The following is a 13,881-nucleotide window of genomic DNA, read 5'->3' on the forward strand; positions in this document are numbered from 1 at the left end:
TATGCGGAATCTTTGATCGATGAAATGTCAAGAAGCTAGCTCGACCCAAGCAGTGGTTTCCGATGCCGACCTCGAAGTGATTCGAGAAGTGGCTCAACCGGTGCGGAAGGACGTGGCCAAGCGAATAAGCCTTGCCGGCTAGGATGCCGGTGGGGCTTTTTTCTTTATGTTTGGTTCTTTGATGGCCGGTGTCCGCATTTCTTAATGATTAGACCAAGGCTTGAATAAAACGATATGGAACAACCGACAATATGGAAAGAAGCCGCCTTTCGGAAAGATCGGGGAAAGCCTGCAAAAGTACAAGTCTTCGGCAGGTTCTCAGAGGAAAACAGCTAATGTAACGCAAAAGTTCATTTGAATAAGCCTTTGCCTGGTTTTCAGATTTTGATGGGGTTGGACATGTACGATTGCGTGTCTTCTTTAGTTTACCGATTTCATGTGAACTTACCCGATCTCCTGCATGTCATTGAACTTTTCGAGGAGTTCCTCAGTTTGAAAAAGCGAAATGAATGCTGTTGTAGTACCGCATTTCCTTGGACTTTTAGTTCTCCCCTTAATCTAAGTGCCAAAGAAAAGAAGCTCCTCTTTCTTCATGGCCCCTGATGGATCAAGTGGAATAAAGCGACAGCTCATTTCCGGAAATTTTGACCAGACCGGTGGAATTTATTTTTTTCAGTTTTAGGAGCAGCCCAATTCTAGGTAATAGCAACCAACAATGAATGTAAAGGAGAGTGAAGAATACAGAACCAGGTACCCAGACATATGCTATTCCAATAATAGCCGTGCCAATCACGAGCAGATGTAAGTGGATGGATAATAATCGCTGAATCCGGATATAGCTCTCAGGGAGATACCCGTTCCATAGAAGGTCCTTTTTCCAAACCCAAGTAAACTCCGCTGTTCTGGAAGTAAATCGAATCAACAGCCGAATGAGAATATAGTATAAATAATGAAAAACCGGCAAGCCTAGCAGCAGAGTAATCGTACCGCTATAGTGCCACATTAAGCCGACAATCCCCCATACCAGCAGCAATATTATGTAAATAGAAGAATAAATTTTTCCAAGGCCGCATTTCTTCAACAGCGCATAATTGTAAATCGTAGCCTCTTTTGATAGTCCCTTGTTCATGCCAGTCCCCCAATGAGATCCCCTTAGTTGCACTATAATAATAGTATATTGGAATTAGGAATAAAGAAAAAGAGCTTGTTTATCCAGAAGTACAGACACCACCGCGCGTAGAAGTACATAACAATAAAGAAAGCAAAATAGCGGATAGCGTTTTAAGAGTTTTCATTTAGGGTATACTGATAGAAAACGAGAAGCGGGGTGGGGAGGATGGAGGAGGCCAAACAGCAGTCGACATGCATCATTTGCGAACAGCCTAAAGAGGAAGGCATTCGAATTATTACACAATTTATATGTGCGACCTGTGAGGAAGAGATCGTTCATACTGATGTGCAGGATGAGAAGTATCCTTTTTTCATTCATCAGCTTAGGCAGCTATGGTATCGCAAAGACGCATAAATCTTCGATAAGAGCGCAAAAAAAGCTTTATTATCAAAGCTTTTTTTCATATAGTAAAGGGGAATAAGTGTTAAGCTTATTCTTCTTTTTTCTTGAATAGGGATAGGCGATCGGCATCGATTCCGTCGATAGTTAAGGATGAAGCGTATTGGATGGAGGATCAACCTTGTCAGTTAAAAAAGAGATAGTTCATGCACCGCTATATGAAACTTTGTTAGGCTGTCATTTTCAAAGAAATTCTAGTTTCCATGTCCCCGGGCATAAAGGAGGCCGGGCTCTTCCCGCACAATTCAAAGGAATGCTTGAACAGGTGATGTCTATTGATTACACCGAGATCACTGGTCTGGACGATCTTCACCAGCCCGAGGGAGTGATTAAGGAGGCTCAGGATTTGGCTGCCGATTGTTTTGGGGCGGATCGGACTTTTTTTCTTGTTAATGGAAGCACGGTAGGAAATCTGGCCATGATTACAGCGGTTTGCGGTCGGGGAGATATCCTTATCGTGCAGAGAAACGTTCATAAGTCTGTCATTCACGGCTTGATGATCGCGGGGGCCAAGGCAGTGTTTGTAGCCCCGCAATCGGACCCGGAAACTGGATTGGCCGCCGGAATTTCCAATAAAGACCTTGTGGAAGCCCTGGATCGGTACCCCCAAGCCAAGGCTGTTTTCCTCACCAACCCAAATTACTATGGAATGGCGATGGATTTGGAGCAGACGGTCCGTCTGGTTCATTCCAGGGGAATTCCGCTGTTGGTGGATGAAGCTCATGGAGCACACTTTGGCTTTCATCCGGAGCTGCCTCGGTCCGCTTTATCCGTGGGGGCTGACGCGGTCGTTCAGTCGAGCCATAAAATGCTGACCGCGTTAACCATGGGGGCGATGCTTCATGTGCGCTCCACCCGAATTGATCCTAATCAAATTTCCGGCAGATTGTCTATGCTGCAGAGCTCCAGCCCATCTTATCCGATTATGGCTTCCTTGGATCTCAGTCGGAGTATGCTTCAATCGAAAGGGAGCGAGCTGTTCACACCGGGACTTCAATGCGTCAAGGAATTACGGCAGCACATACTCTCCCTAGACGTTTTTGGTGTTGTAAGCGGTCATAAAAATGAAGTTTATGCTGCCCTGGACCCTTTTAAAATAACGCTGTGGGACCGAATCGGGACTTTATCCGGATTTGATTTGCAGCAGCAGCTAGAGCAGAGAGGCTGCATGACGGAAATGGCCGACCCCCGCCATGTTCTTCTGCTATTCAGTTTGGCTTCCGAGCCCAGGGACGTAAACCATTTGTTGAGCGCTTTATTAGATATTAACGACAAATTAGGGCTAAAAGAGAAGGAAAATCCACTGGCTTTGGCGAATAATAGGGTAGCCCCTCCAATGCCACCTATTTCTCAGCCCATTCCCTTCGACCTAGACCATTCGCTGCTACTTGATCATGTTCGAACGCTTCCGCTTGAGGAGACAGCCGGGTTTCGCTCCGCTGAAATGGTGATTCCTTACCCTCCTGGGATACCGGTATTATATCCGGGAGAACCGATTCTTAAAGAAACAACAGATTATTTGCAGGTTCTCGCTGCAACGGGAGCTCGATTTCAAGGAATATCGGATCGAAAGCTGTCCACTCTAAAAGTTGTAAAAGATCATTAACCATTGAGAAGATAGCTGCATAGGGTATATAAGCCCAATAGGTGATGAATTTAATCCAGTCAACATTGTTTAGCAGAGCAGGGAGTACGGAGAATAAGCAAGTACAGCAATTTTATAAATGATCTGACGCTTAGCGGAAATATTATAAAAAATAACGATTATACTACTTTTTGTTTATAGTCACCGGGAGGATTTCAGTGGAAGGAATATTCGTAACTTTTGAAGGTCCGGACGGATCCGGCAAAACGACACAGCTTAAAATGCTCGCCGAACGATTGCATAGCAAAGGATATGACGTCGTAGTAACCCGTGAGCCGGGAGGAACCCCGATCAGTGATGAAGTTCGTCGAATCTTGTTATCTCCGGATAATGAGGAGATGATCGATCAAACGGAAGTGCTCCTGTACGCCGCTGCACGGGCCCAGCACGTTCATGAGAAAATTATCCCTGCACTCGAGCAGAAGCGTATCGTGTTGTGTGATCGGTATATTGACGCAAGCGTTGCATACCAAGCATATGGTCTTGGCCTTGATCTGCAAACAGTTCTGGCCATAAGCCAATTTGCCAGCGGAGGATTGCAGCCTGTAAGAACTTATATGCTAGATGTTCCCGTCGAGGTAAGCCGGCAGAGATTGCTCGATAGAAGCTCTGGAGGCAGCGGTCCAATGCTGGACCGAATTGAATTGAAAGGCAACGAATATCATGCGAGGGTGAGGAAGGGATTTCTGGCGGTTGCTGAATCGAATCGGGAAAGAATTCGGTTAATACAAGCAGATAGGCCCCTGCAGGAGATAGCTGATGAAATTGCCGAAGATTTTGAAAAGCTTATACACCCCGACTCCAAAGTTAGGGTATAATAATAGGGAGGGATAACTATGAAACTTGTTATTGCCGTAGTTCAGGACAAGGACAGCAACCGACTGTCTAACGCCCTGGTTAAAGAAGGCTTCCGCGCCACCAAGCTGGCGAGTACGGGAGGATTTCTTAAGGCAGGGAATACCACCTTCATGATTGGGATTGAGGATGATCGGGTCCCGGAAGTAATGAAAGTCATTAAAGCAAACTGCAAGGTCCGCGACCAACTGGTCACTCCTGTATCGCCCATGGGAGGCTCGACGGATTCCTATATTCCATTTCCTGTGGAAGTACAAGTGGGTGGAGCTGCTGTCTTCGTAATCCAGGTGGAAAGATTCGAACATTATTAAGCGGTAAGTTTCCGCATTAAGGAAGGTCTGACGGGATGAAGATTATACCGGGCATGCGACCTCTCGCTAAAGATATCAAGCCACTGGATCAGTCGATGAACCAACAGATTCAGCCTAAGCATTTCTCCGAATTTATGCGGAGACATGATCAACAAGCTACATCAGACGAATTGCAACGGATAATGGATCAAATCCAACTGCAGGGCGAGCGTCTTTCGAAGTCGATGACGCTTAGAGAGCTGCGTCAGTATAAGCTGCTCGTCAAGAAGTTTCTGGAAGAGACAGCCCGGCGTGGCGTCCATCTCAAAGAATCCAAGGGATGGGACCGCAGAGGTCGGGCCAAACGTTATAAACTATTAGAGGAGATTGACGCCGTTCTCCTGTCTATGGCTGATGAACTGCTGGAGCAGGAGAACGGTAAGATCGAGCTGTTGAATAAAATAGGGGAAATTCGCGGCATGCTCATCAATCTCCTCTATTGAAACGAGGCGAGGCCATTGTCCTTTGAAGCGATAGCCGGACAGGCTCAAGCAAAAAGAATATTACAGAATGGATTGCGGACGGGACGATTATCCCACGCTTATATATTTAGCGGTCCGGCAGGATCAGGACGCAGAGAAATGGCGACGGCGCTTACGAAGGCCATTTATTGTACGGAACAGATCGACGATAGTTGTGGACAATGTCTCAACTGCCGCAAGGTAGAGCATAATAACCATCCCGACTTGGTCTGGATAGAGCCGGATGGCGCATCGATCAAAATCGATCAGATTCGTGAGCTGCAGAAGGAGTTCGCTTATCGTGCGACCGCTGCCCATACGAAAATTTATGTTCTGAATGAAGCGGATCGAATGACGATCCAAGCGGCAAACAGTTTGCTTAAATTTTTGGAGGAACCTATCACGAAGATCGTGGCTGTACTGATCACGGAGAATGGACATGCTTTGTTGCCGACGATTCAGTCCAGGGCTCAGTGGATTTCTTTTGTTCCGATGAATCCCCTAGAAATGTCTGCTATACTCAAAGAGGAGGGATTGCCGCCCACTTTGGTGTCCTCTGCGGTACATCTGACCGCCGGTTTGAAAGCGGCGAGGGAACTGGCCGCCGCCGACTGGTTCGCAGAAGCAAGGAATACGGTCTTGCAGCTGGCCAAGGAATCGTTGACGAAGCTTCCATCGGCCATGATTACATTACAGCAGAAAGTGTTTAAAGCTAACCTTGCTGAACATATGGAAACCTTGATCGATCTGTGGATGTTATGGTTAAAAGATATGGTTCGTTTGCGCTGCGGACATAAAGAAAATTTAGTTTATATAGATCAGACGGACTGGATGTCTCCACTGGCCCTGAGCCGAGAGGTGGAATATTGGATTCAAGGAATGGAGCGGGCGGTTGAAGTCCGGAAACGGATCAGGTTTCACGCCAATCCCCAGCTAACGCTCGAAAAATGGATGATTGACTTACAGGGGGGGTAGCTTTGTATTCAGTAGTGGGTGTCCGCTTTAAGAAAGCGGGTAAAATATTTTATTTTGATCCTATTGATTTGCCTATCGCTAAAGACGACAATGTCATTGTAGATACGGCTCGGGGATTGGAATATGGCAAGGTCGTCATCGGTAAGCGGGAGGTTCCCGAGAATGACGTCGTTTTGCCCCTTAAGAGAGTCATTCGCATCGCGGATGATCGAGATGCGGAATTGGTGCAAGGTAATAAAACGGCAGCTAAAGACGCTTTTGGAATTTGTCAGGATAAAATTAAAGAGCATCAGTTGAAGATGAAGCTCGTTGATGTAGAATATACGTTTGACCGCAATAAAATCATTTTCTATTTTACGGCAGAAGGCCGGGTGGATTTCCGCGAATTGGTCAAAGACTTGGCGAGTATATTCCGGACGCGTATAGAACTAAGGCAAATTGGAGTCAGGGATGAGGCGAAGCTGCTTGGAGGCATTGGCCCTTGCGGAAGAATCTTGTGCTGTTCCTCTTTTCTGGGAGATTTCGAACCGGTGTCCATCAAGATGGCGAAGGATCAGAATTTATCTTTAAATCCGACCAAAATTTCCGGATTGTGCGGAAGATTAATGTGCTGCTTGAAGTATGAGCATGATAATTACGAAAGTGTGAAGGATGAGCTCCCGAAGGTTGGGAAGATCGTAATGACCTCCTACGGAAGCGGCAAAGTACTAAGTATTAAAGCCAATGAGAAACTAATTAAAGTTCAACTGTTCGAACAGAATAGAATTTTGGACCTTCCTTCGGAAGACGTTGTCGAACAGGAATAGCGGATTTGAACGTCGGGGTGAAACCGTGGACAAAAAAGAACTTTTTTTACAAATTGAGCAGATGGAAGAACGACTGGGTTCGACTCTGGCCGACCTCGGTTCCTTGAAGAAACAGCTTGTCCTTTTAATGGAAGAAAATCACCGTTTGACGAACGAAAATCAACAGTTTAGGAAGTTATTAAAAAAAGACGCTTCTAATGAAGCCAAACATCAAGAAGGGAAAGAAACGCCAGTCATAGGGGAAGGCTACGATAACTTGGCAAGGCTTTACTATGAAGGCTTTCATATATGCAACATTTATTACGGACACCTTCGCAATGAAGGAGACTGCTTGTTCTGCTTATCTTTTTTGAATAAATGAACGAACCGTAGAGATGTCTCATCTCTGCGGTTTTTTTGCCACAGGGCTATTTATATTAATAAAGAATAATGTCCAATAAATTTGGTAAGAAAGGAAATAGTGATGGAATCGATAGTGCTCCAGCCCGAAGAACGAGTGGATGATTTATTAACAAATGATTTAAAAATTATTCAGAGCGGGGAAGTGTTCAGCTTTTCGATGGATGCCGTCCTGCTTTCCCGGTTTTGTTCCGTGCCTCCTCGGGGGAAAATTATAGATCTATGCACAGGCAATGGCGTTATCCCTTTGCTGCTGACTACCCGTACGAAAGCCAGCCTATGGGGAGTGGAAATCCAGGAGCGGCTGGCGGATATGGCGAAGCGTAACGTACGGCTTAACCAACTGGAATCACAGGTACATATGGTACAGGGAGATTTAAGGGGGATCCACGAGCATTTCGGATACGGGAAGTTTGATTTGGTTACGGTGAACCCTCCCTATATGAAAGCCAATACCGGCGATCAGAATTTGAACCCTCATGTGGCGGCGGCGCGCCACGAAATTTATTGCACGTTGGATGACGTGGCGGCGGCCTGCAGTCGGCTAGTGAGAACGGGAGGAAAGGTAGCGATGGTTCATCGTCCGTCGCGGCTGGTGGAAATATTACACGCGATGAGCAAATATAGGCTCGAAGCGAAGCGGATTCGGTTTGTCCACCCTCGGCAAGGAGAGGAGAGCAACATGGTATTAATAGAAGCGATTCGCGATGGTCGGCCGGAGGTGAAGCTGCTGCCTCCGCTAATTGTTTATAACGATAACAATGATTACTGTGAGGAATTAATGGAAATCTATTACGGAAGCCAGAGCACGGAAGTGGAGAAGGCAGCGGACAGAGGAGAGGAAGCATGAATATTCAGCAGAGCTTTCGACAGGAAGGAAAAGCGGGGACCCTATACCTGGTGGGGACACCGATAGGCAATCTGGAGGATATTACGTATCGGGCGGTTCGAATATTGAAGGAAGCCGATTGGATAGCGGCGGAGGATACCCGTCAAACGCGCAAGCTGCTGACCCATCTTGAAATTACTAATCGGCTGGTCAGTTATCATGAGCATAATAAAGAAGCCAGTGGGGCAGAGCTGATCCGCAGGATGGAGCAAGGCGAATCCGTCGCTTTGGTATCCGATGCAGGGCTGCCGGCTATTTCCGACCCTGGCTACGAGTTGGTTCGGGCAGCTATAGAGCAGCAAATCCCGGTAGTCCCGATTCCGGGGGCTAATGCCGCCCTTTCGGCTTTGATTGTGTCTGGATTGCCGACAGATAAGTTTGTTTTTGTCGGTTTTCTCCCGAGGGATCGCAAAGGAATAGTGAAAGAGCTTACTCTATGGAAATCGGTACAAGCGACATTGCTGTTCTACGAATCTCCTTATCGAATCGCCAAAACTCTCGGGCTGATGTTAGAGGTATGGGGGAACCGGGAAATCGCTTTAGTAAGGGAATTAACGAAAAAATACGAGGAAGTGGCAAGGGGCCGTCTAGAGGACTGCATCAAGCATGTAAGCGAAGTGTCTCCTTTAGGGGAGTATTGCATAGTTGTTGGAGGAAGTGAGCAGGCTAGCCTGGAGGCTGCTGAGGAAGAGGCATGGTGGAAAGAAATGACGCTGGAGGAGCATGTGGCACATTACGTGCGGCAAGGAGTCGATCGCAAGCAAGCCATCAAAAAAGCGGCGCTCGATCGAGGAGTGCCCAAACGGGAAGTCTACAATCAATTAATACAGGATTAAAAAACGAACTCTATTATAATAGAAGAAACACGTTAAGGTGAGAGTACATTTTCTCATGATGACATAAAAAACGGAAAAAAAGATCCCTAAGCGGCAGGCCTATATAATGCTTCTACACTTAGGGATTAGAGGAGATATGAAAAGGTTAGAATTAACAAATTATTGATTATACCTATTATACAACATAATTTTTATTTTGTCACAGGTGCAGGCATTTCTGTTACACAATTATGACAAACAATTTTTCCTTTAAAGTAAGTTACGTCTTCGGCATTACCGCAAAAGATGCACGCCGGCTCATATTTTTTGAGCATAATTCTTTCGCCGTCGACATAAATCTCTAAAGCATCCTTTTCTCCGATTCCTAGAGTACGGCGAAGTTCTATTGGAATAACAACGCGTCCCAGTTCGTCAACTTTTCTTACAATTCCGGTAGATTTCATCATTGGAAACTTCACCTCACATTATATTAATCGTCATTATTCGACATTATTTTACTTTTCTATAATACCAACTCTTCCCATAATAGTCAACTAGATTTGTATGACTATTTCTTCCATTTAAAGGTAAGAAATGGACCTAATGATAGTTACTAGTTTGAATATGTATAAAAATGGCCTAAATTTTAGGGTGTGGATCATATTTCTCTTGACTTCGCTGTTAACTTTCTCACTTTTTTGAGATAATTAAGGAAATAATTGGAGCGACGAAATTCCTTTTGTTATCCGATTTTTTATATATTTTTCGACAAACTCCTGACGACTTTGTCGAATTTCAGTCAAAATAGTTCTTTCTATTCGAAATTCAAAGGAGGAGCCGGGAGATGAAGGAAGAAAAAGTGTTTAAGGATCCGGTCCATAAATATATTTACGTGCAAGACAAGACCATTTGGGATTTAATCAATACGAAAGAATTTCAGCGTCTTCGTCGGATACGGCAGCTGGGCACCTCTTATTTAACTTTCCATGGGGCGGAGCACAGCCGATTTTCCCATTCTCTCGGAGTCTATGAGATTACACGCAAAATCATCTCTTTATTCGAACGAAATCGTTACCCCGATTGGCCGCGTGATGAACGGCTGCTCTGTCTGTGCGCGGCACTGCTCCACGATCTAGGTCATGGTCCCTTCTCTCATTCTATAGAAAAAGCATTCTCCATGAACCACGAGGAGTGGACTTGCCGAATCCTGCTTGGAAACACCGAGATCAACGAAGTACTGCGCCAAGTGGATTCCCGCTTTCCCGATCAAGTGGCGGCGGTAATCAACAAATCGTATACAAAAGAAATAGTGATCAGCTTAGTGTCCAGTCAATTGGATGCTGATCGAATGGACTATTTATTAAGAGACGCTTATTATACGGGCGTCAATTACGGCACTTTCGACATTGAACGAATTCTTAGAATGCTGAGGCCCTACAAAGGACATCTCGTCATTAAAGAAAGCGGGATGCATGCCGTGGAAGATTATTTGATGTCCAGGTATCAGATGTACTGGCAGATTTACTTCCATCCCGTTACTCGCAGTGCGGAAATCTTGTTGGATAAAATATTGATGCGTGCGAAAAGGTTATTCGAGGATAGATACCCATTTCGCTTCATGCCGAAACCGATTCCGTCTCTTTTTGAGAAAAATATATCGGTAAACGAGTATTATTATTTGGATGAAGCGCTTATGCAGACCGTTCTGATGTATTGGAGTGAGGAGAACGATGAAGTGCTTTCGGATTTATGCTCGCGTTTTTTGAACCGTCATTTATTTAAATATGTTTCGGTCAAGAAAGAAGACGAGGAATTAATAGAGGAATTAAAGAACTGGATGGGCAAGCTCGGATGGAGTCCCGACTATTATGTCGAAATTGATTTTCCTCAGGATATGCCTTATGATGTGTACCTACCTGGAGAAATGGAGGAGAATCTGCCTATATTGTTGCTGGACGAGCATAAAGGTTTGAGTGAAATATCGACTCGATCCGATATCGTTCGGTCGATCAGCGGAATCCGCAGAGGGCAGAACCAATTGTATTTTCCGGGGGAGCTGCGTTCTTTCAAGGAAGCGCCGGAGTCCATTAGAAGGTTATTAAATCCGGACCGCTAATAAGGCGGTCCGAAGCAGAGTCAAGAAAGGAGTAGAAATAGAACAATATGCTAACGGATACTCATGCTCATCTTAACAGTGAAAATTTTGACGAAGACCGGGATCAGGTCATTGCGAGGGCCGTGGAACACGGAGTCACGAGAATAGTCAATGTAGGCTTTAATCGGGAAACGATTCCCGCCTCCTTGGCACTCGCAGAAAAGTATGACTTTATTTATTCGACGGTCGGCTGGCACCCCCAGGACGCCAAGGACATGAAACCGGACGATTTGGAATGGATCGAAGCTTTATGCAGTCATGAGAAAGTCGTAGCCATAGGAGAGATTGGGCTCGATTATTATTGGGACAAATCCTTTAAAGAAACACAGGAGCAAGTATTTAGAGAGCAGATTCGATTGGCGCGTAGAGTGGGGCTGCCGATTGTCATCCATAATCGCGATGCCCATGCGGATATCGTTCGAATTTTGCGAGAGGAGCAGGCATCGGAAGTAGGCGGCATTATGCACTGCTTCTCGGGAAGCTGGGAAACGGCAAAATTATGCTTGGATATGAACTTCCATATTTCTTTTGGCGGCCCGATTACGTTCAAAAACGCAAAGCAGCCGAAGGAGGTGCTGGAGAAGGTGCCCCTCGATCGACTGCTGATTGAAACGGATTGTCCCTATCTGGCTCCCCATCCATATCGGGGGAAGAGGAATGAATCGGCTTATGTCCGGCTGGTGGCCGAGTCCGCTGCGCAGTTGAAAGGAATCGCGCTGGAAGAAATAGCCGAAATCACGACAACTAACGCTATTCGCTTGCTAAAGCTGAAGTGACGTCCGCTTCAGCTTTTTGCGCATTCCGATGAAGCAGTACATGCTGATGAACATCAGCATAATGGCGACCATGGCCCAGGAATATCCGACAGCTTCGCATTGCCACAGGAGGACGGCACTAAGAAGCAAGGTTTGGCCCAGCAGGCTGGCAAAAGAGATGCGAATGATCGCCGATTTTTTGTCGCCGGGGCTTATCGGATACAGCTTTAGCCAGAACGTATACCGATGGTATTGATCCAGGGAAGACATCTGGACACATGACATCCATACAAATACGGCGAATGCGGCGGTTTTCCAAATCGGATTCGGGAGTAGAATAAGGAGCAGAGCGCCGATCAGGGTTAATCTTATAGCTATGCTTGCCGTTTCCGAGCGGATGTAAGTCTTCGTAAATAAATATAAATATGTGGACTTAGGATGAAATGGAAAGCGCGAAGTAACAGCCGTCAGCCAACGCCGCGGTTTGACACGATTCGGCAGATGCTCCACTTCAATAAACCAGCTAAAAAACAAATAATGCATCGATTTGTGAGCTTGTTCTTTTTGAATAAGATATTCCCAGGGAACGGGGTATTGGGACATCTTTCTGTAGGCGATCCACAGAATAACGATCCATACCAGACTGAGCAATCCTGCAGCAGGAACTCCTTGTTCATATAAGGTATATACGACACTGGCTGAAGCTATCCATCTGACCCATCGAACGATCCAGCGAGAGCGCTTATGAACAACCTTGCCTTCTTGCCAGCTTCCCAATAAATTCCCCCATTTAACCAGCAATAAAAATCCGACGAGCAGTAGAAAAATCGGAGCTTCTGGCTTGGCAATTTTATAAAGCGGCCATAGCACCAGAGTCATCAGGATGGCAGCAGCGGCCTGCCAAAGAAAGCTGTACCGCAGCGCTCGGTTAAAATAGGTGCCAATGCGGCTTTCCGCCGGAAGCAGAAACACCCGATCGGCTTGCTGCAGAAAGGTCCGAATCGGACTGTGTGCGATCGGCCAGGTGATAAGGGGGACAACCAGCCAATAATATGCAAAGTTCTCTGGCAATGTTTCAAGCCACTGGATGTAAACATACATTCCTCCAATAAGCGCAAAGAACAAGAAACCTTGACTCAGGCTTCTTCCAACATAACTCCAATAATAGGCTGCCTCCTTCCAGAAGGCCCGGCGCCTGCTTCCCCATAGCTGAACGGGATTAATCATGGTTGATTCCCCCGTTTTGAATCAGTTTATAGAAGATATCGTCGAGTGATTCGCCCGGCAGCCCTGCCGTTTCCCCTAATTCGACAAGCGTCCCCGAGGCCAGGATAACTCCTTCATGAAGGACGAGAAAACGGTCGCAATATTTTTCAAGCGTCGAGAGGATATGAGAGCTGATCAAAAAACTGGCCCCCACCTGCTTGAATGTCACCATTAAATCCAACAGTGAGCGAATCCCGAGCGGATCCAATCCAAGAAATGGTTCGTCAATGATATAAAGCGGCGGTTCAACTAAAAAGGCATTCATAATCATGACTTTTTGACGCATTCCTTTGGATAAGTGCGATGGAAAATACCCGGCTCTTTCCTTCATGTGGAACAACTCCAGCAAGGCTTGCGATCTTTGCTCAAAATCCTCCTTCGACAGTCCGTAAGCGAGAGCGGTCAGCTCCAGATGCTCCCTAATTGTCAATTCTTCATACAATTCAGGGCTTTCCGGAACATAGGCGAACGCGGAACGGTAAGCTTCCGGGGCCTCAGCCAAAGTCTGCTGCTGAATTCGAATGCTGCCCTTTTGCGGTTTGAGCAAGCCCAAAATATGTTTTATTGTCGTGCTTTTACCAGCTCCGTTTAAACCGATCAATCCAATCATTTCCCCTTTATTCACAGAAAAGGAAATATTTTTGAGGACGGGCCTGTGGATAAAATACCCTCCGGAAAGATTTTCAAGGGTTAAAATGGACGTCAAACCTCCCACTCCTTTTTACCATAATATGTAAAATATAATCGTCTCTTGTCTGAGTTTATTATAAACCGAAGGGGGTCTATTTCCTAATCACAAACGAATTATCGAAAAATAGTGAGATAACCATGAAGAATAGATAGAGATAGATGGGTTATGTTCAAAAATTGGATGAATTAGGTTAAATTCAGCGATAAAACGAATTTTTACATGGGGCCTTTGCTCTTTACAAGGTTGATC

General features: G+C 45.7%; 17 protein-coding genes. 13 read left to right on the forward strand and 4 right to left on the reverse strand.

Annotated elements, in window-relative coordinates:
- Positions 1 to 19 precede the first annotated feature (19 nt).
- Positions 20 to 142 carry a hypothetical protein gene (locus KJS69_RS30070; RefSeq protein WP_283777490.1) on the forward strand — a complete coding sequence of 41 codons (123 nt, stop codon included), beginning with the start codon at positions 20 to 22 and terminating at the stop codon, positions 140 to 142.
- Between the two features lie 465 nt (positions 143 to 607).
- Here KJS69_RS30070 and KJS69_RS27225 read toward each other — a convergent pair whose 3' ends face one another.
- On the reverse strand, positions 608 to 1,129 hold the full coding sequence (locus KJS69_RS27225; protein WP_213587056.1) for a hypothetical protein: 522 nt from the start codon (positions 1,127 to 1,129) through the stop codon (positions 608 to 610).
- A 207-nt stretch (positions 1,130 to 1,336) separates the two neighbouring features.
- On the opposite strand from KJS69_RS27225, the gene KJS69_RS27230 reads away from it, so the two are divergent.
- From KJS69_RS27230 to rsmI, 10 genes are all read left to right on the forward strand, one after another.
- Positions 1,337 to 1,525, forward strand: coding sequence for a sigma factor G inhibitor Gin (locus KJS69_RS27230; RefSeq protein ID WP_213587058.1), 189 nt, complete (start codon positions 1,337 to 1,339; stop codon positions 1,523 to 1,525).
- A gap of 166 nt (positions 1,526 to 1,691) precedes the next feature.
- A complete protein-coding gene (locus tag KJS69_RS27235; protein ID WP_213587060.1) occupies positions 1,692 to 3,176 on the forward strand; it encodes an aminotransferase class I/II-fold pyridoxal phosphate-dependent enzyme in 1,485 nt (494 codons plus the stop codon).
- A 197-nt stretch (positions 3,177 to 3,373) separates the two neighbouring features.
- Positions 3,374 to 4,033, forward strand: a complete 660-nt coding sequence (gene tmk / locus KJS69_RS27240) for a dTMP kinase (protein WP_213587062.1) — start codon at positions 3,374 to 3,376, stop codon at positions 4,031 to 4,033.
- An 18-nt stretch (positions 4,034 to 4,051) separates the two neighbouring features.
- A complete protein-coding gene (locus KJS69_RS27245; protein ID WP_213587064.1) occupies positions 4,052 to 4,381 on the forward strand; it encodes a cyclic-di-AMP receptor in 330 nt (109 codons plus the stop codon).
- 35 nt (positions 4,382 to 4,416) lie between these two features.
- Positions 4,417 to 4,863, forward strand: coding sequence for a YaaR family protein (locus tag KJS69_RS27250; RefSeq protein ID WP_213587067.1), 447 nt, complete (start codon positions 4,417 to 4,419; stop codon positions 4,861 to 4,863).
- Between the two features lie 15 nt (positions 4,864 to 4,878).
- Positions 4,879 to 5,856 carry a DNA polymerase III subunit delta' gene (holB, locus tag KJS69_RS27255; RefSeq protein WP_213587069.1) on the forward strand — a complete coding sequence of 326 codons (978 nt, stop codon included), beginning with the start codon at positions 4,879 to 4,881 and terminating at the stop codon, positions 5,854 to 5,856.
- Between the two features lie 2 nt (positions 5,857 to 5,858).
- Positions 5,859 to 6,662: a PSP1 domain-containing protein gene (locus KJS69_RS27260; protein WP_213587071.1), complete on the forward strand. Its 804-nt coding sequence runs from the start codon at positions 5,859 to 5,861 to the stop codon at positions 6,660 to 6,662.
- A gap of 25 nt (positions 6,663 to 6,687) precedes the next feature.
- Positions 6,688 to 7,023, forward strand: a complete 336-nt coding sequence (gene yabA, locus KJS69_RS27265; protein WP_213587073.1) for a DNA replication initiation control protein YabA — start codon at positions 6,688 to 6,690, stop codon at positions 7,021 to 7,023.
- 102 nt (positions 7,024 to 7,125) lie between these two features.
- Positions 7,126 to 7,911 carry a tRNA1(Val) (adenine(37)-N6)-methyltransferase gene (locus tag KJS69_RS27270; RefSeq protein ID WP_213587075.1) on the forward strand — a complete coding sequence of 262 codons (786 nt, stop codon included), beginning with the start codon at positions 7,126 to 7,128 and terminating at the stop codon, positions 7,909 to 7,911.
- A complete protein-coding gene (rsmI, locus tag KJS69_RS27275) occupies positions 7,908 to 8,786 on the forward strand; it encodes a 16S rRNA (cytidine(1402)-2'-O)-methyltransferase (protein ID WP_213587077.1) in 879 nt (292 codons plus the stop codon). The genes KJS69_RS27270 and rsmI overlap by 4 nt, the downstream gene beginning before the upstream one ends.
- Before the next feature lie 191 nt (positions 8,787 to 8,977).
- Here the strand turns inward: rsmI and KJS69_RS27280 are convergent, their stop codons facing one another.
- The gene (locus KJS69_RS27280; protein WP_213587079.1) at positions 8,978 to 9,232 is read right to left on the reverse strand and encodes an AbrB/MazE/SpoVT family DNA-binding domain-containing protein; all 255 of its coding nucleotides are present in this window, start codon (positions 9,230 to 9,232) and stop codon (positions 8,978 to 8,980) included.
- Positions 9,233 to 9,609: 377 nt separating this feature from the next.
- Here KJS69_RS27280 and KJS69_RS27285 point away from each other — a divergent pair, with 377 nt between their 5' ends.
- Together KJS69_RS27285 and KJS69_RS27290 are read left to right on the forward strand one after the other, a co-directional pair.
- The gene (locus tag KJS69_RS27285) at positions 9,610 to 10,881 is read left to right on the forward strand and encodes an HD domain-containing protein (RefSeq protein WP_213587081.1); all 1,272 of its coding nucleotides are present in this window, start codon (positions 9,610 to 9,612) and stop codon (positions 10,879 to 10,881) included.
- A 47-nt stretch (positions 10,882 to 10,928) separates the two neighbouring features.
- Complete coding sequence (locus tag KJS69_RS27290) at positions 10,929 to 11,696, forward strand: TatD family hydrolase (protein WP_213587083.1); 768 nt, start codon at positions 10,929 to 10,931, stop codon at positions 11,694 to 11,696.
- Here KJS69_RS27290 and KJS69_RS27295 read toward each other — a convergent pair.
- Entirely contained in the window at positions 11,682 to 12,902 is a 1,221-nt protein-coding gene (locus KJS69_RS27295; protein WP_213587085.1) for an ABC transporter permease, read from the reverse strand. The two genes, KJS69_RS27290 and KJS69_RS27295, sit on opposite strands and share 15 nt — an antisense overlap.
- Positions 12,895 to 13,647 carry an ABC transporter ATP-binding protein gene (locus tag KJS69_RS27300; RefSeq protein WP_213587087.1) on the reverse strand — a complete coding sequence of 251 codons (753 nt, stop codon included), beginning with the start codon at positions 13,645 to 13,647 and terminating at the stop codon, positions 12,895 to 12,897. Before KJS69_RS27300 ends, KJS69_RS27295 begins: the two co-directional genes overlap by 8 nt.
- Positions 13,648 to 13,881 lie beyond the last annotated feature (234 nt).

The organism is Paenibacillus sp. J2TS4 (genome assembly GCF_018403245.1).
Classification (GTDB): domain Bacteria; phylum Bacillota; class Bacilli; order Paenibacillales; family NBRC-103111; genus Paenibacillus_L.

Excerpts from the sequence above, each read along its gene's own strand:
- KJS69_RS30070 (WP_283777490.1), top strand. The coding sequence starts at position 20 with ATGAAATGTCAAGAAGCTAGCTCGACCCAAGCAGTGGTTTCCGATGCC.
- KJS69_RS27225 (WP_213587056.1), bottom strand. The coding sequence starts at position 1,129 with ATGAACAAGGGACTATCAAAAGAGGCTACGATTTACAATTATGCGCTG.
- KJS69_RS27230 (WP_213587058.1), top strand. The coding sequence starts at position 1,337 with ATGGAGGAGGCCAAACAGCAGTCGACATGCATCATTTGCGAACAGCCT.
- KJS69_RS27245 (WP_213587064.1), top strand. The coding sequence starts at position 4,052 with ATGAAACTTGTTATTGCCGTAGTTCAGGACAAGGACAGCAACCGACTG.
- KJS69_RS27250 (WP_213587067.1), top strand. The coding sequence starts at position 4,417 with ATGAAGATTATACCGGGCATGCGACCTCTCGCTAAAGATATCAAGCCA.
- KJS69_RS27270 (WP_213587075.1), top strand. The coding sequence starts at position 7,126 with ATGGAATCGATAGTGCTCCAGCCCGAAGAACGAGTGGATGATTTATTA.
- rsmI (WP_213587077.1), top strand. The coding sequence starts at position 7,908 with ATGAATATTCAGCAGAGCTTTCGACAGGAAGGAAAAGCGGGGACCCTA.
- KJS69_RS27280 (WP_213587079.1), bottom strand. The coding sequence starts at position 9,232 with ATGATGAAATCTACCGGAATTGTAAGAAAAGTTGACGAACTGGGACGC.
- KJS69_RS27285 (WP_213587081.1), top strand. The coding sequence starts at position 9,610 with ATGAAGGAAGAAAAAGTGTTTAAGGATCCGGTCCATAAATATATTTAC.
- KJS69_RS27290 (WP_213587083.1), top strand. The coding sequence starts at position 10,929 with ATGCTAACGGATACTCATGCTCATCTTAACAGTGAAAATTTTGACGAA.
- KJS69_RS27295 (WP_213587085.1), bottom strand. The coding sequence starts at position 12,902 with ATGATTAATCCCGTTCAGCTATGGGGAAGCAGGCGCCGGGCCTTCTGG.